17 protein-coding genes are annotated in these 19,815 nt (G+C 71.7%); 9 read left to right on the forward strand and 8 right to left on the reverse strand.

The window, feature by feature from the left end:
* The 3 genes from K8Z49_RS28325 to K8Z49_RS28335 all read left to right on the forward strand — a co-directional run bounded on the left by K8Z49_RS28325 (position 1) and on the right by K8Z49_RS28335 (position 3,399).
* A complete protein-coding gene (locus tag K8Z49_RS28325; RefSeq protein ID WP_255282210.1) occupies positions 1 to 1,095 on the forward strand; it encodes a helix-turn-helix domain-containing protein in 1,095 nt (364 codons plus the stop codon).
* 119 nt (positions 1,096 to 1,214) lie between these two features.
* Positions 1,215 to 2,498, forward strand: a complete 1,284-nt coding sequence (locus tag K8Z49_RS28330; protein WP_021593822.1) for an adenylosuccinate synthase — start codon at positions 1,215 to 1,217, stop codon at positions 2,496 to 2,498.
* 67 nt (positions 2,499 to 2,565) lie between these two features.
* Positions 2,566 to 3,399 carry a glycerophosphodiester phosphodiesterase family protein gene (locus tag K8Z49_RS28335; RefSeq protein WP_412515666.1) on the forward strand — a complete coding sequence of 278 codons (834 nt, stop codon included), beginning with the start codon at positions 2,566 to 2,568 and terminating at the stop codon, positions 3,397 to 3,399.
* A 238-nt stretch (positions 3,400 to 3,637) separates the two neighbouring features.
* Here the strand turns inward: K8Z49_RS28335 and K8Z49_RS28340 are convergent, their stop codons facing one another.
* Positions 3,638 to 4,723 (reverse strand): magnesium and cobalt transport protein CorA, encoded by a 1,086-nt coding sequence (locus tag K8Z49_RS28340; protein WP_024936345.1) that lies wholly within the window; start codon positions 4,721 to 4,723, stop codon positions 3,638 to 3,640.
* A gap of 369 nt (positions 4,724 to 5,092) precedes the next feature.
* On the opposite strand from K8Z49_RS28340, the gene purD reads away from it, so the two are divergent.
* The 3 genes from purD to K8Z49_RS28355 are packed head-to-tail and all read left to right on the forward strand — an operon-like array spanning position 5,093 to position 8,505.
* Positions 5,093 to 6,358 (forward strand): phosphoribosylamine--glycine ligase, encoded by a 1,266-nt coding sequence (purD, locus tag K8Z49_RS28345; protein ID WP_412515667.1) that lies wholly within the window; start codon positions 5,093 to 5,095, stop codon positions 6,356 to 6,358.
* Between the two features lie 45 nt (positions 6,359 to 6,403).
* Positions 6,404 to 7,714 carry an adenylosuccinate lyase gene (purB, locus tag K8Z49_RS28350; protein ID WP_021593818.1) on the forward strand — a complete coding sequence of 437 codons (1,311 nt, stop codon included), beginning with the start codon at positions 6,404 to 6,406 and terminating at the stop codon, positions 7,712 to 7,714.
* Between the two features lie 8 nt (positions 7,715 to 7,722).
* Positions 7,723 to 8,505, forward strand: coding sequence for an MOSC domain-containing protein (locus tag K8Z49_RS28355; protein ID WP_021593817.1), 783 nt, complete (start codon positions 7,723 to 7,725; stop codon positions 8,503 to 8,505).
* An 11-nt stretch (positions 8,506 to 8,516) separates the two neighbouring features.
* Here K8Z49_RS28355 and K8Z49_RS28360 read toward each other — a convergent pair whose 3' ends face one another.
* Positions 8,517 to 9,563: a suppressor of fused domain protein gene (locus tag K8Z49_RS28360; protein ID WP_021593816.1), complete on the reverse strand. Its 1,047-nt coding sequence runs from the start codon at positions 9,561 to 9,563 to the stop codon at positions 8,517 to 8,519.
* A 270-nt stretch (positions 9,564 to 9,833) separates the two neighbouring features.
* On the opposite strand from K8Z49_RS28360, the gene murA reads away from it, so the two are divergent.
* Both murA and K8Z49_RS28370 read left to right on the forward strand, forming a co-directional pair.
* Complete coding sequence (gene murA, locus K8Z49_RS28365; protein ID WP_024936346.1) at positions 9,834 to 11,120, forward strand: UDP-N-acetylglucosamine 1-carboxyvinyltransferase; 1,287 nt, start codon at positions 9,834 to 9,836, stop codon at positions 11,118 to 11,120.
* A gap of 716 nt (positions 11,121 to 11,836) precedes the next feature.
* Positions 11,837 to 13,165 (forward strand): transcriptional regulator, encoded by a 1,329-nt coding sequence (locus tag K8Z49_RS28370; protein WP_021593814.1) that lies wholly within the window; start codon positions 11,837 to 11,839, stop codon positions 13,163 to 13,165.
* Here K8Z49_RS28370 and K8Z49_RS28375 read toward each other — a convergent pair.
* Positions 13,120 to 14,061, reverse strand: a complete 942-nt coding sequence (locus tag K8Z49_RS28375; RefSeq protein WP_412515668.1) for a helix-turn-helix transcriptional regulator — start codon at positions 14,059 to 14,061, stop codon at positions 13,120 to 13,122. The genes K8Z49_RS28370 and K8Z49_RS28375 overlap by 46 nt on opposite strands.
* Before the next feature lie 103 nt (positions 14,062 to 14,164).
* Here K8Z49_RS28375 and K8Z49_RS28380 point away from each other — a divergent pair, with 103 nt between their 5' ends.
* Complete coding sequence (locus K8Z49_RS28380; protein ID WP_412515669.1) at positions 14,165 to 15,679, forward strand: MFS transporter; 1,515 nt, start codon at positions 14,165 to 14,167, stop codon at positions 15,677 to 15,679.
* Positions 15,680 to 15,724: 45 nt separating this feature from the next.
* Here K8Z49_RS28380 and hisC read toward each other — a convergent pair whose 3' ends face one another.
* From hisC to K8Z49_RS28405, 5 genes are all read right to left on the reverse strand, one after another.
* The gene (hisC, locus tag K8Z49_RS28385) at positions 15,725 to 16,804 is read right to left on the reverse strand and encodes a histidinol-phosphate transaminase (RefSeq protein ID WP_412515670.1); all 1,080 of its coding nucleotides are present in this window, start codon (positions 16,802 to 16,804) and stop codon (positions 15,725 to 15,727) included.
* 40 nt (positions 16,805 to 16,844) lie between these two features.
* Complete coding sequence (locus tag K8Z49_RS28390; protein ID WP_021593810.1) at positions 16,845 to 17,138, reverse strand: DUF6401 family natural product biosynthesis protein; 294 nt, start codon at positions 17,136 to 17,138, stop codon at positions 16,845 to 16,847.
* A gap of 57 nt (positions 17,139 to 17,195) precedes the next feature.
* Entirely contained in the window at positions 17,196 to 17,870 is a 675-nt protein-coding gene (locus K8Z49_RS28395; protein ID WP_021593809.1) for an NUDIX hydrolase, read from the reverse strand.
* A 76-nt stretch (positions 17,871 to 17,946) separates the two neighbouring features.
* Entirely contained in the window at positions 17,947 to 19,296 is a 1,350-nt protein-coding gene (locus K8Z49_RS28400) for an SPFH domain-containing protein (RefSeq protein ID WP_021593808.1), read from the reverse strand.
* A 145-nt stretch (positions 19,297 to 19,441) separates the two neighbouring features.
* The gene (locus K8Z49_RS28405) at positions 19,442 to 19,666 is read right to left on the reverse strand and encodes a hypothetical protein (protein ID WP_052357922.1); all 225 of its coding nucleotides are present in this window, start codon (positions 19,664 to 19,666) and stop codon (positions 19,442 to 19,444) included.
* Between the last annotated feature and the right edge of the window lie 149 nt (positions 19,667 to 19,815).

The following is a 19,815-nucleotide window of genomic DNA, read 5'->3' on the forward strand; positions in this document are numbered from 1 at the left end:
GTGTTCGATCAACGGGAGCGGCGGGCCGTCCTCGACCGGGCGGCGGGCGCGCGGGACGCGTCCGGCCTGTTCGGCGGGGTGTCGGCGCGGCTCCGCCGGCTGGTGGGCTTCCAGGCGGCGGCGTGGTCGGCGACCGACCCGGAGACCGGGCTGATCACCGCGCCGATGCGGGTGGAGAACCTCGGGAGCGGCGACCAGTGCTTCACCTACTGGGAGTGCGCGATCCTGGAGGAGACCGTCATACCGTTCCGCGAGCTCGCCCGTGCGGCGGTCCCGGCCGCAGGGCTCGCGGCGAGCACCGGCGGCCTCCCCGCGCGCAGCGCCCAGTACCGCAAGCTCCTCGGCCGCCAAGGGGTGGGCGACGAACTCCGTGCCGTCCTGCGCGCGGGCGGGCGCCCCTGGGGAGTCGTGAGCCTCTTCCGCGACAAGGGCCGACCTCCGTTCAATCCAGCCGAGATCTCCCTGGTCGCCGACCTTTCCGCACCGCTGGGCGACCGCCTGCGCGAACTCGCCCGGCCCGTCCGGACGCCGGCACCCGGCAGGGAGCAGGATCCCGGGCTGATCCTGTTCGACCCGTCCGGGACGCCCATCTCGATCAACGACGAGGCGCGCCACCATCTGGAGCGCCTGCCCGACGGCCCGTCCACCCCGTCGCCGCTCGGCCCGGCCCTGCCGGTCTGGCTCGTCGGGACGGCCGCGCAGGCACGCGCCGTGGCAGCCGGGCACGACCGCGGGGCGGCGCGCATCCGGATCCGCACCCGCGACGGCCAGTGGCTCGTCTGCCACGCCTCCTGCACCGACGGCCCCGGCGGCGCGCCCGGCCCCACGGCGGTGGTCGTCCAGCCCGCCGCCGGCTCCGACATGGCGCCCGTCATCGCGCAGGCGTACGGGCTGTCCGCCCGCGAGCTGGAGATCACCCAGCTCGTCGCGCGGGGGCTGACGACGGGCGGCATCGCCGCCGAGCTGGTGATCTCCCCGCACACCGTCCGCGACCACGTCAAGGCGGTCTTCGCCAAGACCGGCGTCTCCAGCCGCGGCGAGCTCGTCGCCCGGCTGTTCGCGGAGAACTACTGGCCGCGGCGCGCGGGGGCCTGAGCCGGGCCGGACCCGGCTCCGGTTTCCTTGCCGCCCGGGGCCGGGTACGCTTTGATCGCAAGAGGCCCCTTCGCGCGCTTGCGGCGACCGGGGCCTTCGTCGTGGGAAGGAAATGTGGCATGCCTGCCATCGTTCTTGTCGGTGCCCAGTGGGGAGATGAGGGCAAGGGCAAGGCCACAGACCTGCTCGGCGGCGACGTCGACTACGTCGTCCGCTACCAGGGTGGCAACAACGCCGGTCACACGGTGGTCATCGGTGACAAGAGCTACGCGCTCCACCTGCTGCCGTCCGGGGTGCTGTCGCCCGACGTCGTCCCGGTGATCGGCAACGGCGTGGTGATCGACCCGGCCGTCCTGCTGCAGGAGATCGACGGGCTGCGGGACCGCGGCATCACCTGCGAGCGGCTGCTGATCTCGGCGAACGCGCACCTGATCATGCCCCACCACCGGGCCCTCGACAAGGTCACCGAGCGGTACCTCGGCAAGGCCCGGATCGGCACCACCGGGCGCGGCATCGGCCCCACCTATGCCGACAAGATCAACCGGATGGGCATCCGCGTCCAGGACCTGTTCGACCCGAACATCCTCACCCAGAAGCTCGACCTCGCCCTGCGCGAGAAGAACCAGGTCCTCACCAAGGTCTACAACCGGCGCCGCATCGACACCGGGCCGATCGTGCAGGAGTACCTGGCCTACGGCGAGCGCCTCAAGCCGTTCGTCGCCGACACCACGCTCGTGCTGAACAAGGCCCTGGACGACGGCAAGATCGTCCTGCTGGAGGGCGCCCAGGGCACGCTCCTGGACATCGACCACGGCACCTACCCGTTCGTGACGTCGTCCAGCCCGACGGCGGGCGGCGCCTGCGCGGGCTCCGGTGTCGGCCCCACCAAGATCACCCGGGTGATCGGCATCCTGAAGGCCTACACGACCCGGGTGGGCTCCGGCCCGTTCCCCACCGAGCTGCTGGACGAGCAGGGCGAGTACCTGCGCAAGACCGGCGGCGAGTACGGCGTGACCACCGGACGCGACCGGCGGTGCGGCTGGTTCGACGCCGTCATCGCCCGCTACGCCACCCGCGTCAACGGCATCACCGACTACTTCCTGACGAAGCTGGACGTCCTGTCCGGCCTGGAGCGCGTCCCGGTGTGCGTCGCCTACGAGGTCGACGGCGTCCGGGTGGACGAGCTGCCCACGACGCAGACCGAGTTCCACCACGCCAAGCCGATCCTCGAATACCTGGACGGCTGGCGGGAGGACATCTCCGGCGCCAAGAAGTTCGAGGACCTCCCGGCGAACGCGCAGGCGTACGTCCGGTCATTGGAGGAGATGTCCGGCGCGCAGATCTCCGCGATCGGCGTCGGCCCGGGCCGCGACCAGACGCTTTCCCGCCGCTCCCTCATCTGACTTCCGTTTCCTTTGACCTCACCCGTTCTCCACCGCCCGTTCGGTCGCGGACTGTAGCGTGCGTGCGGTGATCACTACCGTCGAGGTGCACGGGCATCGCGGGGCGCGCGGCCTCCGTCCGGAGAACACGCTGCCGGGCTTCGTCCACGCCCTCGACCTGGGCGTCGACGCCATCGAGCTGGACGTGGGCCTCACCGCCGACGGCGTGGTCGTCCTGAACCACGACCAGTCCCTCTCCCCGGCGAACCTGGCCGACACCGCCCCCGCCTGGCCGGACGACCCCGCCCACCCCTACGTGGGCAAGCCGATCCGCGAGCTGACCCTCGCCCAGCTCCGAACCGTGGACGCGGGCACCCTCTTCCGCCCCGCACCGATGCCGGGCACACGCATCCCCACCCTCGCCGAGGCATGCGCCCTGCTGGCCCCCACAACGGTCAAGCTCTCCGTAGAACTCAAAACAGACCCCACCTGGACCAACGAGGAAGTCGAGCTCTTCACAGCCGCCGTAGTGGCCGTCCTCGACCACCACGCCCTGACCCCCAGAGCCAGCCTCCTGGCGTTCGACTGGCGCGTCCTGACAGAGGCCCGCCGCCACTACCCCACCCTGGGCCGCGTCGCCCTCCTGGAACGCAAGACCCTCACCCCAAACACCACCTGGCTAGCAGGCCAGAACCCCCACGACCCCATAGCCGCAGCCCAGGCCATAGGCGCGACGGCAATCTCCCCCGAACACGCCATAACCACCCCCGGCCTGATAGACGACGCCCACGACGCCGCCCTCCCCGTCATCGTCTGGACGGTCAACACCCCCGAAGACATGACCCGCTTCATCAAGTACGGCGCAGACGCCATAGTCACCGACTACCCAGACCTTCTCCAATCCGTACTGGCGAGTTCCTGAGCCTCCCTCGACAAAGGAGGGCGCCCCAGCGCCCGACGGCAGCGGCCGGACCCCCGGGCGCTTCCACCTCAGCCACCGCCGCAACCACGCAACGACATGAGGGCCGCGATCGCGTCCGAAGGCAGGTTCGAGCTTGCGAGAACCTGATCGCGAAGTGAGCCGCTAGGCGAGTCGGAGCGATGCCAGCGATCGCCCGCTTTGATCGACGATGGAGGGCCGCCAGGCCCGAAGGAGGAGATTAAAGCCAACCATTACGCCGGAAGCCCCGGTATAGGGAGAGGCAGGCGAAGCCGATGACGCCGAGGATCATGGGGTAGCCGAACCGCCACTGGGTTTCGGGCATGAAGTCGAAGTTCATGCCGTAGACGCCCGCGATGGCGGTGGGGACCATGAAGATGGCGCCCCAGGCGGAGATCTTGCGCATGTCCTGGTTGTCGGCGACGGTGACCTGGGTCATGTGGGCCTGGAGGATCGGGTTGAGGAGTTCGTCGTAGGACTCGACCTGCTCGCGGACGCGGGTGAGGTGGTCTTCGACGTCGCGGAGGTATTCCTTGATCTCGGCGGGGACGAAGCGGCGGCCGGAGAGGTTGCGCAGGGGGCCGGCGAGGGGGCCGACGGCGCGCTTGAGCTGGATGACCTCGCGCTTGAGCCGGTAGATGCGGCGGGACTCGTCGGTGCGCTCGGGGGAGAAGACGGCCTCTTCGACCTCGTCGATGTCCTCCATGACGGCGTCGGCGACGCCGACGTAGCCGTCGACGACGCGGTCGGCGACGGCGTGCAGGACGGCGGCCGGGCCGAGGGCGAGCCGGGCGGGGTCCTGCTCCAGGTCGCGGCGGACGGGGCCGAGGGCGCCGTGGGCGCCGTGCCGGACGGTGACGACGAAGTCGGGCCCGCAGAAGATCATGATCTCGCCGGTCTCGACGACCTCGGCGCCGCCGGGGCCGGTGGAGACGTAGCCGACGGTCTTCATGACGACGAAGTGGACGTCGTCGTAGCGTTCCAGCTTGGGGCGCTGGTGGGCGTGGATGGCGTCCTCGACGGCGAGGGGGTGCAGGCCGAAGACCTCGGCGAGGTCGGCCAGTTCGGTGGCGGACGGCTCGTGCAGGCCGACCCAGACGAAGCCGGCGCTGTCGCCCTCGGGGGTGAGCCGGCCGTCGCGGATGAGGCGGACGGCGTCGGCGACGGTGTCGGTGGAGACGCGGTGCCCGTCGATGTAGGCGGCCCAGTCGATGACGGCGGAATCGCGGTTCGGAGCCTGGACGCCGGTGGGGCGGCCGCGCGTCTTGAACAGCACGCGGCTCGGGCGAACTCGTGTCATGGCCATGAGGTGCTCCTAAACCCGCCGGCCACGCGCGCAGCGCGCGCTCAACCCAGGCCGGTCAGCGAAGGGAGCGCGCGAGGGGGGTGGCCGGACGCCAGATGGAGGCGGACGGTGAGACAGTCCTGCCCGGACTGTGAGGGTTTTCCGGCGAACTGCAAGGATCACCAGGACTCATCCCGACCACCTCCTTTCACGCACCTCGACATGCGGCGGTCAAGCCCGTCGCAGCTTATCAGCCGACAATTGGGACGCCGCCTGTAACGGCGAGGTTCACCCGGCTCGGGTGTGACGGTCGCCTCATCCGGAGCGACGCCGGTCTCCGAGGGGTCATGCCCGCCCTCGGCGGAGGCGGGACCAGTAAGCTCGCGTGACGTGCGAGTACTCGTCCTTGGATCGGGTGGCCGCGAGCATGCGCTCGCCCGCGCCCTGCATCGCGACCCTGCCGTCACCGCCGTCCACTGCGCCCCCGGCAATCCGGGCACGGCGGAGATCGCGGACAACCACCAGCTGGACCCGACGGATCCGGTGGCGGTGACGGAGCTGGCCGGGCGGCTGCGGGTCGACCTGGTGGTCGTGGGCCCGGAGGCGCCGCTGGTGGCGGGGGTGGGCGACGCCCTGCGCCGGGCGGGGTTCCCGTGCTTCGGCCCGGACCGGGCGGCGGCCAGGATCGAGGCGTCCAAGGCGTTCGCGAAGGAGGTCATGGCGGAGGCCGGGGTGCCGACGGCCGCGTCGCGGGTGTGCGACACGAGCGCGCAGGTGGCCGAGGCGCTCGACGCGTTCGGCCCGCCCTACGTCGTGAAGGACGACGGTCTGGCGGCGGGGAAGGGCGTCGTCGTCACCGGGGACCGGGCCGCCGCGGAGCGGCACGCGGCCGGGTGCGAGCGCGTGGTGATCGAGGAGTTCCTGGACGGCCCCGAGGTCTCCCTGTTCGCGCTGTGCGACGGGCAGCACGCGGTTCCGCTGCTGCCGGCGCAGGACTTCAAGCGCGCCTACGACAAGGACGAGGGCCCGAACACGGGCGGGATGGGCGCCTACACGCCGCTCCCCTGGGCGCCCCCGGAACTGGTGGACGAGGTCATGTCCACGGTCGTCCAGCCCGCGGTGGACGAGCTGCGCCGCCGCGAGACGCCGTACGTCGGCGTCCTGTACGCGGGTCTGGCGCTGACGTCCAAGGGCGTGCGGGTGGTGGAGTTCAACGCCCGCTTCGGCGACCCGGAGACGCAGGTCGTCCTGGACCGGCTCGCGACCCCGATCGGCAGGCTGCTGCAGGCCTGCGCGATCGGCGGGCTCGACCCGGAGTTCCGTCCCGAATGGCACCCGGGTGCGGCCGTCACGGTGGTCGTGGCCGCCGAGGGGTATCCGGCCGCGCCGGTGAAGGGCGACGAGATCACCGGCCTGGACGGGGCCGCCGGGGTCGAAGGCGCGTACGTCCTGCACGCGGGCACCAAGCTCGGCGGCGAGGGACGGCTGACCGCCAACGGCGGGCGCGTCCTCAACATCGTCGGCACCGGGCCCGACCTCGCGGCGGCCCGCGCCACCGCCTACGAGGCCGTCTCGAAGATCGCCGTGCGCGGCGCCCACCACCGCACCGACATCGCCCTGCGCGCCACCCGGGCCGGCGCGCTCCGGGACACGTGAGGCCCCGGGGCGACCGCTGACCGTCCAGCCTGGGACAATCGTCGGGTGATCGAGCGGTACACCCTTCCGGAGATGGGGCGCGTCTGGAGCGACGCGCACAAATACGAGCTGTGGTGCCAGGTGGAGGTCCTCGTCGTCGAGGCCCACGCCGAGGCCGGCACGATCCCGCCGGAGGTGGTGGAGCCGGTGCGCGCGGCGCCGCCGCCGACGCCGGAGGCGGTGCACGCGATCGAGGCGGTCACGCAGCACGACGTGATCGCCTTTCTGTCGGCGTGGGCGGACAACACCGAGCCGCGGGAGGCCGCCCGGTACGTCCACTTCGGCATGACGTCGTCGGACCTGCTCGACACGGCGCTCGCGCTGCAGCTCGTCGAGGCGACCGACATCCTGCTGGACAAGGCGGACGCGCTCGTGGCGACGCTGCGCGACCACGCCCTCGCGCACCGGGCGACGCTGCGGGTCGGGCGGACGCACGGGATCCACGGCGAGCCGGACGTGTGGGGGCACCGCGTCGCCGACTTCGCGTTCGCGCTGGCCCGCTCGCGCGACCGGCTGCGGCGCGCCCGCGAGGCGGTCGGCGTGATGGCGATCTCCGGCGCGGTCGGGACGTACTCCAACATCGACCCGGCGGTCGAGCTGCACGTCGCGCGGAAGCTCGGGCTGCGGCCGGCGGACGTGTCGACGCAGGTCGTGATGCGGGACGGGATCAGCGAGTGGGTGTCGTCCCTCTCGATCATGGCGACGGTGTGCGAGGCGATCGCGCTGGAGGTGCGGCACGGGCAGCGCACCGAGGTCCGGGAGCTGTGGGAGCCGTTCGGCAAGGGCCAGAAGGGCTCGTCGGCGATGCCGCACAAGAAGAACCCGATCATCTCCGAGCGGCTGGCGGGGATGGCGCGGATCGTCCGCGCCCAGGTCGTCCCGGTGCTGGAGGGCATCCCGCTGTGGCACGAGCGCGACATCTCGCACTCGTCCACCGAGCGGATCGCGCTGCCGGACGCGTCCATCGCGCTCGACTACATGCTGAACCTGACGAACCGCCTCATGTCCGGTCTGGTCGTGGACGAGGCGCGGATGCGGGCCAACCTGGACTCGACCGGCGGCCTCATCTACACCTCGACCGTGCTGCTGGAGCTGGTCGAGGCGGGCATGTCGCGCGACGACGAGGCGTATCCGCTGGTCCAGAAGGCCGCCATGGAGACGTGGGAGAGCGGGACGCCGTTCCGCGAGACGCTCCGCAAGCACGCCGCGGAGGCGGGCCTGACCCTGGACGAGCGGCGCCTGGACGAGGTGTGCCGTCCCGAGCGTTTCGTCGAGCGTCTCGGGGCGATGTTCGACCGACTGGCCGATCTGAGGTAGGAGGGGCCTTGCAGGGGACCCTGACCGAGCTGAACGTCTATCCGCTCAAGAGCGGCGCCGTGACCGCGCTGCGCACTGCCGAGTTGACCGCGCGCGGTCTGCCGTTCGACCGCGAGTTCATGCTCGTCACACCCGAGGGCCGCTTCCTCTCTCAGCGGGATCTCGCGCGGATGGCGTTGCTGCGCCCGTCCTACGACGGCGAGATCCTCACGGTGGACGCGCCCGGAGTCTCACCGCTGGTGCACAAGGCCTCGGACGTGGGCGAGGTCAGGGACGTCACCGTCCAGCGCAAGGAATGCCAGGGCGTCGACCAGGGCGACGAGGCCGCGGCGTGGTTCTCCGAACTGTTCGACATCGACTGCCGCCTGGTGCGTTTCACCGGTCACCGGCCCACGTCCCGGGGTGGCGGTGAGGTCATGTTCGCCGACGGATACCCGCTGCTGGTCATCTCCGCGGAGTCGCTGGACGACCTCAACGCGCGCCTGGACGAACCGCTGCCGATGAACAGGTTCCGTCCGAGCCTCGTCGTCGAGGGCCTCGGCCCCTTCGGCGAGGACGACGTCCGACTCCTGCGCGTCGGCGAGACCGTCATCGAAATGGTGAAGCCGTGCAACCGCTGCGTCATCACCACCACCGACCAGAAAACGGCCGAACGGGGCCGTGAGCCGCTGCGGACGCTCGCCTCCTACCGCAACCGTGACCGCGGCATCCTCTTCGGTCAGAATTGCGTTCCGCGCGTTCTGGGCACGCTCACGGTCGGCGACCCCATCGAGGTCCTGGAACCCCGCTGACCCGCGGAGGGTCAGCCGACCACTTCGCCGGTCTCGTTGCCGTAGCGGTCGCGCATGGCGGTCGGCACGATCTCCACGGTGAGGCCGGGGAGGGCGGGGACCGCGGCGCTGCCCGCGGTGGGCCGCAGGACGGCCGTGAGGTCGTCCAGGGCGGCCGGCGGGACGTGGACCTCCAACTGTCCCTCGTCCGGCTCCTCGACGGCGAACGCGTCGCCGGGACGGAACGCCAGGACGGTGTCCTCGGTCTGCAGGATCAGTTCCCGGCCGAAGGGGAGTCGGCCCCGCAGCGCGTCCGCGATCGCGGGGGCCTGGAGCGCGCCGAGCCGCAGCGTGGTGGACCCGGCGTCGCGCAGCCAGCCGGCCGTGGTCACGAACAGCAGCCCGCTGCTGGAGCCGTCCCGCGCGATGCCCGCCTCGACGGCGCGGGCGACGCCGGGGTCGGCGAGCAGCGACCGGCGGTCGACGTCGGTGACGAGCAGCGGGAGGTGCGGGGCGAGCACGGCCATGAGGCCGTCGGCGTTCCAGCGGCGCAGCGCCTCGTACTCCTCCGCCGCGAGCCCGACGACCTGGAGGAAGAGGACGCTGCCGTGCGGGGTCGCGATCTCTCCGAGTTCCGGGTCCGCGGCGAAGGTCACCGCGCGGATCTCCGAGTCGTCGCGGTCGGCGGCGATCGGCCCGTTGACGTCCATGTGGTGGCCGGGCTCGAACCAGTTGCCGCTGGTGAAGACGTAGCGGCCCAGGTTCTGCAGGAAGTTCGCGGCCCACGCGGGCGGCGTCTCCTCGGCCGGGTCGCGGGCGAGGCGGAAGGTGAACTCGAACCCCCAGCCCGACTCGTCCGGATTCTCCGATTCCTTGGTGTACAGCTCGCTCATCCCGTACGACACGAAATGCCAGTGCGGGATGGGTTCGGTGCGGGCGTAGACACTGATCCCGTCCAGCGGATCGGGACCGCCCAGCGCCCACTTGAGGAGCGTGCCCAGGTGATAGGGCTTCGCGTCCCCGTAGATGCCGCGGAGGGCGTCGTCGATGGCGTCCCAGCCGGGCGTCTCATCATCCATAAATGATCACGATAGCCCGTATTCGCCCGCCTCGCGGCCCTAGGCTGACCTTGGGAATTTTCCTGGGGAACGCGAACCTTTGGCGTGTCGCGGAAGTCTCAACGAGCAGACTGACGCCGACGAGGCGCGGGCCGGGCTTCACACCCTCGGCCCGGTGGTTTACTGGGGTCGCGTTGACGCAGAGGGGGGACTCGGCGCGCTCGGCCCTCGTGCTCCCACTGGATTGCAGGCACTGAAACCGCATCTGAGAGGAAGTAAGGCGGCATGAGCATGGGCCACGAGGTTCGCTACCGCGTGCGCGGCGGCCGGCAGTTGCACGGCACCGTTTTCATCCAGGGCGCGAAGAACGCCGTCCTGCCGATGATCGGCGCCTCGCTGATGGCGGCCAAGGGACGGACCGTCCTGCGCAACGTCCCGATCATCGAGGACGTCCGGCGGGCGGTGGAGCTCGCCCGCGCGGTGGGCGCCAAGGCCGAGCTGCACGAGACCGAGCGCACCCTGGTGATCGACGCGTCATCGCTGAGCAGCCCCGTGCTGCCCGCCGACATCGCCTCCCGGTTCCGCGGCTCGTTCCTGTTCGTCCCGGCGCTGCTGCACCGGCTCGGCGAAGCGGTGATCGAGGGCGTCGGGGGCTGCAACCTCGGCAGCCGCAACCTGGACTTCCACTACAACGGCTTCAAGCGGATGGGCGCCACGGTCACCGAGCACGTGGCCGACAACGGCGACGGCATCATCCACATCAAGGCCGGCGACCTGCGCGGCGGCACGCTGTACTGCGACACCCCGTCGCACACCGGCACCGAGAACCTGATCATGGCGGCCGCGCTGGCGCACGGCACCACGCTGATCAAGAACGCGGCGCTGGAGCCCGAGGTGCTGGACAACATCGCGATCCTGCAGGCGATGGGCGCCCGGATCAGCGGCGGCGGCACCGGGTTCATCACCGTCGAGGGCGTGGACGAGCTGACCGCCGTCGAGCACACCGTGATGCCCGACCGGATCGACGCCGGCGTGTTCGTGATGGCCGCCGCGATCACCGGCGGCGACCTCAGCCTCGTCGGCGCCTCGCTGGAGCACCTCGGCGTCGCCGCCGACAAGCTGGAGCAGATGGGCGTCGAGTTCCACCAGCAGGGCGCCGTCCTGCAGGTGCGCCGCGACCGGACGCTCCGCCCGATCAACGTCATCACCGACGAGTACCCGGGCTTCGCCACCGACCTGCAGTCGCCGATCATGGCGCTGTCCTGCCTGGCCGAGGGCCCGTCCTACGTCTACGAGCGGATCTTCGACGGCCGGTTCAAGCTGGCCGGCGAGCTGGCGAAGATGGGCGCCGACATCGAGGTGGACGGCAACCGCGCGAAGGTGAACGGCCCGCGCGGCCTGCGCGGCGCCGAGGTCGAGGCGCACGACCTGCGCTGCGGCAGCGCCCTCGTCCTCGCGGCCCTGGCCGCCGAGGGCGAGACGACGATCACCTCCGCGTACTACCTCGACCGCGGGCACGCGCACACCGCCGAGCGGCTCTCCCAGCTCGGCGCGGAGATCGTCCGCGAGGCCGACTAAGGCGCCGCGGCGCCCGCCCCGGGGCCTTAATCGGCCGAATGTGGCCTCCCTCTGACCAACTCGGGCGTGATCCCTGACGGGGCATGTAACGCCCGGCGGCCAAATCGCCCGAGCGGTGCGTCACCGGCCGGTGACGCACCGCTCGGACAGCCGTCCTGACCGCCTGTAGGGCGTCCCGCTGACCTGGGAAGTGCCCCCTGGACCGCTCCCAATGGGGCGGACCGTAACGCGGTAAAAAATCACCGGCGCCGATCCGCGGCCCTGCCTGCACGGATCGCTCGTCTTTCCGGCCCGGTCGGCACGGGCTCGCACGGATTTCGGCCCGCGCGTAAACCAAACGGACACCCTAGGGGTCCCCCCTGTACGTGACAGCGTCAGGAAGGACCCCCCGCCATGTTTTCGGGTCTTGTTTTTCAACTTCGGACGTCCGAAGATGCAGGATCATGCCTGGCCGATTGGTGACAAATTACTGACCAAGGGGTCGCGTAGGTTACTTTTTCGCCGCACTCTTGATTCGATTTCGCCTCTGGGCGTCACACATCGTCGTCCTGACCCGATCTGCGGACTGTGGGAAGGCGAATCGCACGGGAACTGCGGTGCTGGGGCAGAAGGCAGGGACGACGAGCCATGAGTCAACCGTTGGGCGGAACGTGCGCGAGCAGGTGGCCGGGGCGGCGACCCCGCCGAGAGGACGGACCGGAAGCGAGCGATCATCGATGACGGCGGCACGCACGGGGTCGGTCACCCCCGACCTCACGATCGGGGTCGTGGGCCCGCATGACCTGGTGGAACGGGTCATGCTGATGGGCCATGGCCCCACACCCGTCCCGAGCCGGCTGGTGGCCGCCGCGTACCGGGACGAGCAGGAGGCCGCCGACAAGGTGGTGCGGCTGGGCTCGGGCGTCGACGTGTGCCTGTTCGCCAGCCCCGTCCCCTACGACTTCGCGCGCAAGGCGGGCGTCCTCAGCATGCCCGCCACCTACGTGCCGCTGAACGGCGCCGCGCTCCAGGGCGCGCTGCTGCGGGCGTCCCTCGACGAGCGCTTCGACCCGTCCCGGGTCAGCATCGACGTGCTCGGCCGCGCCGAGGTCGAGGAGGCCTACTCCGAGATCAGCCTCGGCACCGAGCAGGTGCACCTGCGCGAGGAGGCCGCCGGCCCCGGCACGCTCGCCGCGTTCCACGAGCGGCTGTGGCGGCGCGGCGCCACCACCGTCGCGATGACCTGCGTGCACGCCACCGCCGAGCGCATGGAGATGGCGGGCGTGCCCACCATCCGCGTCCGCCCGACCGGCGCCGCGATCCGCAGCTCCCTCCAGACCGCGGCGCTGCTCGGCGCCCACCACCGCCTGGAGGAGTCGCAGCTCGTCGTCGTCCTGGTGGACGTGCCCACCCTCCGCGAGACGCCGCGCCGCGTCACCCCCCGCTACTGGCGGGACGAGCTGAAGCTCGCCCTGCACCGCGTCCTCCTCCAGGAGGCGCACCGCATGAACGCCTCCGTGTGGCCCCTGGACGACCACAGCTACCTGGTCATCGCGACGCGCGGCTCGGTGACCGCGTCCACCGAGGGGTTCCGCACCCCGCCGTTCGTCGAGCGCGTCCGCGAGGAGCTGGGCCTCGCCATCGAGGTCGGCATCGGCATGGGCCGCACGGCGCACGAGGCGGAGAACCACGCCCGCGCCGCCCTGGCCCGCTCGCAGAGCTCCCAGCGCGCCCAGGGCTTCGCCCTCGACCGCGACGGCCGCGCGCTCGTCCCCGCGCCCCGCACTCCCCCGCGCGCTCAGCCGCAGGCCAAGCCGAAGGGCCTGGAGATCCTCGCCCGGCTGGCCGACAAGCTCGGCGACCAGGAGCAGCCGCTCATCGTGGACGCGGAGAACGCCGGCAAGATGCTGGGCGTCACGCCCCGCACCGCCCGCCGCCTCCTGCGCACCCTCGTCGAGGAGGGCCTGGCCTGGCCGCTGCCCCCGAACCGCACCCCGCAGCCCGGCCGCCCCCGCCAGCTCTACCGGCTGATCGTGGAGAAGCTCGGCCCCGCCAAGGCCGGCTGACCCCGAGACGGTTCCGGACGTCCGCGAGGGGCGGCGCCGGCTTCGCGGACGTCGCCCTGGCGAGAGACGTTGGCGAGGGATTGCAGCGCGGCTGCTGAGGCGGGGTCGTTCGGTGTGTATATCTCAAGCCGGTGGTCGGGGCTGTCGGGCTGGAGCCAGACCTGGTAGGCGATGCTGACCGCGCCGGCGGCGGGGTGGCTCAGGTGCATGTCGCCGGTGGTGCAGTCGGCGACCTCGCCGGTCGCCCACATGGCCGCGAACTCGTCGCTTCGCATGACGAGTTCCCCGATCAGCTCCGCCAGCCGCGCGTCGGTGGGGAACCGGCCGGCGGTGAGCCGGAGGTAGGCGACGTGGATGCGCGCGAGCTCCTCCCAGTTGCGGTGCAGGTCGCGGGTGCGCGGGTCGAGGAAGAACATGCGCGGGATGGACGGCCGGTGCCCTGGTTCCTTCGGCGCGTCGAAGGCGAGGTGCCGGGCGAACAGGGCGTGACCGGTGCGGTTCCAGGCCAGGACGTCTCCCCGGCGGCCCAGCACGAGCGCCGGTATCGCCTCACCGAGGGAGTTCAAGAGCGCGAGGACCCGCGCGTGGGGCGCCTCACGAGGTGGTTCGGACAGACCGGGAACAGGAGACTGCCGCGCGAGATTGAGCAGGTGCGTGCGCTCGACCGCGTCGAGCCGCAGCACCCTGGCGAGGGCGCTCAGAACCTGCTCGGAAGCGGTGTCCGCCAGGCCTTGCTCCAGGCGCGTGTAGTAGCCCGCGCTCACTCCGGCGAGCTGGGCGAGTTCCTCGCGTCGCAGTCCCGGCACCCGCCGCGCGGTGCCGTAGGTACGCAGCCCGACCTGGGCCGGCGTGACCCGGTCACGACGGCTCCGCAGGAACGTTCCGAGGCTCTCCACGATTTCGAGCGTAAGCGGTCCGGCGTCTGACCGGGTGCACCTGCGAGGTGTACCCACGGCAGGTGGATGGCTGCCGTCCGGGCGGTGCCGGAGCGTGGACGGCATGTCTCAGCGGCACGCGACGAACCCCGCCGGTCTCCGTTCCTGGCTCGGGCTCCTGGTGATCCTCGGTCCCGTACTCCTGGTGTCCATGGACGGCTCGATCCTGTTCCTGGCGATGCCACGGATCGGTCAGGCCCTCACGCCCACGGCGGACCAGGCCCTGTGGATCCTGGACGTCTACGGATTCGCGGTCGGATCCCTGCTCATCGCGTTCGGCGCCATCGGCGACCGGTACGGCCGGCTGCGGCTGCTCATGATCGGCGCAGCGGTCTTCGGTCTCGGGTCCGCGGCGGCCGCGTTCGCGCCCACCCCGGAGCTGCTCATCGCCGCCCGCGCGCTGATGGGCGCCGCCGGCGCGACGCTGCTGCCGTCGGCCCTGGCGGTGCTGAGCGAGCTGTTCGCCGACCCCCGCCGCCGGGCGCAGGCGATCGGCATCTTCGCCGCGGCGTTCTCGGCCGGGTTCGCGATCGGCCCCGTCGTCGGCGGGATGCTGCTGGAACGGTTCTGGTGGGGATCGGTCTTCCTGGTGAACCTGCCCGTCACCGTGCTCTTCCTGGTGTTCGCCCCCCTCCTGCTCGGCGAGGTGCGCGCGGCCCGTCCCGGGCGCGTGGACGTCCTCAGCGTGGCGACCTCGGCGGCGGGCCTCCTGCTCGTCGTCCACGGGCTCAAGCACGGGGCCGCCGAGGGCCTCTCGCCCGCCGCCGTCCTGGCGGGCGCGGCGGGGGTGGCGCTGCTCGCGTGGTTCGCCCGCCGGCAGCGGGTCCTCGTGCACCCGCTGATGGACTTCTCGCTCTTCCGCGACCGCGTCTTCACCGTCGCGATCATCACCGGTCTCCTGCCGCTGGCCGCGTGGTCGGCCACCGCCTTCCTGGCCGGCGTCCACCTCCAGTCGGTCCTCGGCCTGCCCATCCTGGACGCCGCGCTGCTGGCCCTGCCCGGGGCCGCGGTCCTGACCACCGCCTGCGTCGTGACACCGCCGGTCGCCGACCGCGTCGGCAGGCGGGCCGCGCTGATCACGTGCCACTTCTCCATCGCGGCCGGGCTGCTCCTCTTCCTGCCGGTCACGACCGGCGGCGGGGCCGGATGGTACGTCGCCGCCACGGTCACCGCGGGCGTCGGCTACGGCATCTCCTTCGCCGTGGTCGCCGACACGGCGGTCGGCGCGGTCCCGGTCGAGCGGGCGGGCTCGGCGGGAGCGATCGCGGAGACCAGCAACGAGATCGGCAACGCCCTCGGGATCGCGCTGCTCGGCTCGCTCGCCGCGCTGATCTTCCGGCTCCAGGGGCCCGGCCTGGCGCCCGCCCTCGATGAGACGCTCCGGCTCCCCGGGGTGACGCCCGCGGCCATCGGGGACGCGAAGGCGGCCTTCGTCACCGGCCTCCGCGTCGCCGCCGCCGTGGCGAGCCTCCTGCACGTCGTCCTCGGCGTCATCGCGCTTCGCTGGCTCTCACGGTCCGGGCCGGAACAGCCCGAACCGGTTGCCGAGCCGACGAGGACGGATCAGGCGGTCCACTGACGGCAGCGCACGCGAAGGCCGTCGTGCGCTGCCGTCCGAGGGCCGTCAGTTGCGGTGGGGGAAGGCTTTGGCCACCGCGAGGAAGGCGTCGTTCTCCTCTGGGGAGCCGATCGAGACGCGGGCGCCCTCGCCCGCGAAGGGGCGGACGCTCACGCCCTGGGCGTCGCAGGCTGCGGAGAAGTCCATCGTGCGGTCGCCCAGGCGGAGCCAGACGAAGTTGGCCTCCGTCGGCGGGACGGTCCAGCCGTCCGCGAGGAGCGCGTCCCGGACGCGGTCGCGCTCCTTCACCGTGCCCTCGACGCGCTCCAGGAGTTCACCGGTGGCCCGCAGCGACGCGATCCCGGCGGCCTGCGCGACCGAGTTCACGCTGAACGGGAGGAAGGTCTTGCGGATCGCGCCCGCCACCTCCGGGTGCGCCACGAGGAACCCGAGGCGCAGGCCGGCGAGGCCGTAGGCCTTGGAGAACGTGCGGAGGATCGCCAGGTTCGGCCGGTCGCCGTAGAGGGCGAGGCCGTCCGGCACCTCGTCGTCGCGGACGTACTCGCGGTACGCCTCGTCCAGGACGACCAGGCAGTCGGCGGGGACGCGGTCCAGGAACGCCTCGATCTCCGCGCGCCGGACGATCGTGCCCGTCGGGTTGTTCGGGTTGCAGAGGAAGATCAGGCGGGTCCGGTCGGTGATCGCGCCGGCCATCGCGGGCAGGTCGTGGGTCTCGTCCCGCAGCGCGACCTGGACGCCCGTGGCGCCCGACAGCGACACCAGCAGCGGGTACGCCTCGAAGGAGCGCCACGCGTAGACGACCTCGGCGCCCGGCTCGGCGACGGCCTCCAGCAGCATCTGGGTCATCCCGACCGACCCGCAGCCGACCGCGACATGGTCGGCGGGGACGCCGCAGAACTCCGCGATCGCCTCGGTCAGCGCGGTCGCGTTGTTGTCCGGGTAGCGGTTGACGTTCCGGGCCGCCTCGCCGATCGCGTCCACGACCGACGGGAGCGGACCGTGCGGCGACTCGTTGGACGACAGCTTGAACGAGCGGCCCTCGGGCGACATCACGACCTTGCCGGGCTTGTAAGCCACGAACCGGTCGAGAACGGAGCGGAAGCGCGGAGTGGTTGCCTCGGACACCGTTGTCCTCCAGATCGCACAGGGGGTGATGAGCCCCAGCCTATGCAGCGTCCATCATCATCCAGCAAACGGCCACGATCCGGACGAACTCCCAGTCGCGGGTGTCGTCCGGCCACCAGCCCCGGTTGAACGCGTCCTCTGCGAAACCATGCAGGTATCCCATCAGCTCGGCCGATCCGGGCGGCGCGCCGGGCTCGCCCAGTTCGTCGCGGAGGCTGGCCACATGCTGGTCGACGGCCGCCGCCAGGCCCGGGGAGCCGGCCATCTCCGCGACGCCGGCCTCCCCGATGTCCCGGACGAGCAGGCCGAGAGCGTCGGAAGGGTCACCGTTCATAGGGGGTGAAACTAGCAACCGCCCGGCGCTGCTTGCGACATCGCCCCAGGTAAAACCTCATGCGCGGGGTCTCAGCATGGGCGGCCTGAGCTGTTCGGCGTCGCCGCGCCGGTAGAGCCTCGCGGGGCGTCCGCCGTCCCGCGTGGTGGTCCGGTCGGTCGGGATGAGGAACCGGTCGGCGCCGGTCACCTTCCGGTGGAAGTTCCGCGGGTCGAGGCTGGTGCCCCACACGATCTCGTAGACGCGGCGCAGCTCCGCGACCGTGAACTCGGGCGGGCAGAAGGCGGCGGCCAGCGAGGTGTACTCCAGCTTCGCCCGTGCCCGCTCCATCCCGTCGCACAGGATGCGCCGGTGGTCGAACGCGGCCCGGTCCCGGTGGACGAGGTCGTCCACGGCCGTCCACAGCACCTGCGCCCGGCTGGAGGCGGGCAGGTCCGGCGCGAGCCCGAGGTAGGCGACGCTCACCACCCGCTGCCGGGGGTCGCGGTCGGGATACCCGTAGGTCGCGAGCTGCTCCAGGTGGATGCGCACGTCCGCGAGCCCGGCCCGCTCCGCCATGAGGCGGGACGCGGCGGCGGGCAGGTCCTCGTCGAGCTGGATGAACCCGCCCGGCAGCGACCACGCCCCCTGGTACGGCGCCCGGTCGCGCCGCCACCGGAGGGCGCACAGCCGGTGCTCCCGCACGGTGAGGACGACGAGGTCGACGGATACGGCAAGCCGCGGCACGGACATGCAACGAACTTAGCGGGAGCGACGGGCCGTTAACGCCAAGAAGGCCCGGCCCGGGACCGGGCCGGGCCTTCGGCGGTCAGTCCTCCTTCGGCGTCTCCGCGGGGACCTCCACGGGAACCGTGGCGGCCGGGACGCCGTTGTGGCCGTTCGCGGCGTTCTGCCCGTTCATCCCGGCGAGGAGCTGCCGGGCGACGCCGAGGCCGGTGCCGCCGAGCGTGAGCGCCTTGGCGAGCATGTCCTCCATGCCCTGGGCGCCGTTGAGCAGGACCATGTTGTCGACGTTGCCGAACACGCCCGCGCCGGCCTCGACGATCTCCGGCCACTTCTCGGCGAGCTGCTGGGCGATGACGGCGTCGGTGTTCTCCGCCAGGGCGACGGCGCGGGCCTTGATCGCCTCCGCCTCGGCGAGGCCCTTCTGCCGGGTCGCGTCCGCCTCGGCCTCACCGAGCAGCCGGATCGCCTCGGACTCGCGCTGGGCCTTGAGCTGGACCTCGGTCGCGGCGGCCTGGGCGTAGGAGATGCGCTCCTCGCGCTCCGCCTCGGCCAGCTTGACCTGCTCGTACGCGCGAGCGTCCGCGGGCTTGCGGACCTCGCTCTCCAGCCGCTTCTCGGTGCGCTCGGCCTCCAGCTCGGCGTTGCGGGTCTCCTTGAGGATGACCTCCTGCCGGGCCTGCTGCGCGGCCTGCTGCACCTGGCCCTCGTACTCGGCCTTCTTGATCTCGGTGTCCCGGATGACCGCGGCGTTCTCCCGCAGGGCCTCCTGCTCGCGCTGGGTGGCCTCCTGGTTCCGCTCGGCCTCGGCGATGCGGGCGGCGGCGGCGACCTTGGCGGCGTGCGGGCGGCCCAGGTTGGTGATGTAGCCGGCGTCGTCGTGGATCTCCTGGATCTGCAGGGAGTCCACGATCAGGCCGAGCTTGCTCATCTCGTCGGCGGCCGAGCCGCGGGTCTCGGACGTCAGGCGCTCGCGGTTGAGGATCAGGTCCTCGACGGTGAGGTTGCCGATGATCGAGCGCAGGTGGCCGGTGAACAGCTCGTGGATGGCCCCGTCCATCGACTTCTGCTGCTCCAGGAAGCGCCGCGCCGCGTTGGCGATCGACACGAAGTCGTCGCCGACCTTGTAGATGACCACGCCGCGGACCTTGACCGGGATGCCCTGCTGCGTCACGCAGCTGACCTCGAGGTTGGCCGCGCGGCTGTCGAGCCGCAGCCGGCGGGACGTCTGGAAGCCGGGCAGCACCGCCGTGCCCTTACCGGTAATGATCTTGAAACCGAGGCTGTCCACGCCGTCGATCGGCTTGGACCTGGCGCCCAGCCCGGAAATGATCAGAGCCTCGTTCGGCTCGGCGACCCGCCAGACCATCTTGAACAAGATGATCAAGACGATGACTGCGACGACGGCACCGACCGCCACGGCGATCACGGGCATGGGGCCTCCTCTTCAGATGTCAGGGGCGCGGCCGGCCCGGGGGCGGCCCGTCCGCGTTTCCCAATAGACGCCATCCGCGCGCGGACGGTTCGGTCACCGCCGCACGTATTCGCGTCCTGATGAGGCCAATTTCATCGTCGTGGCGTCACGAGGGAAGCGCGGGTGCCACGTACACCGTCCGGGGCGGGTGGTACTCGACCACGACGACGATCGCCCCGACGTCGATCTCGTCACGGGGATTGACCGGGTGCGCGTAGAACGCCTCCACACCCCCGCGGATGCCCACCATGACCTCGCCGACGAGTCCAGGCCCGATCCGGCCGGTCACCCGTCCCTCCCTACCGACCACGACCACCCCTGCGAACGCCATGCCTCACCGCACCCTGCGGCTCGTGTAAGCCGAACCGTATCTGCTGAAACCCCCCTCCCGCACCGCCGCACCCCACCCCCGCGGGCACCCTTCGGGGTTTGAAGCTCAGCCGGGGCCACGCACGACACCGACCCGCACGGTCACGACAA

Origin of the sequence: Actinomadura madurae, assembly GCF_047130825.1 — a bacterium.
GTDB classification, from domain to species: domain Bacteria; phylum Actinomycetota; class Actinomycetes; order Streptosporangiales; family Streptosporangiaceae; genus Spirillospora; species Spirillospora madurae.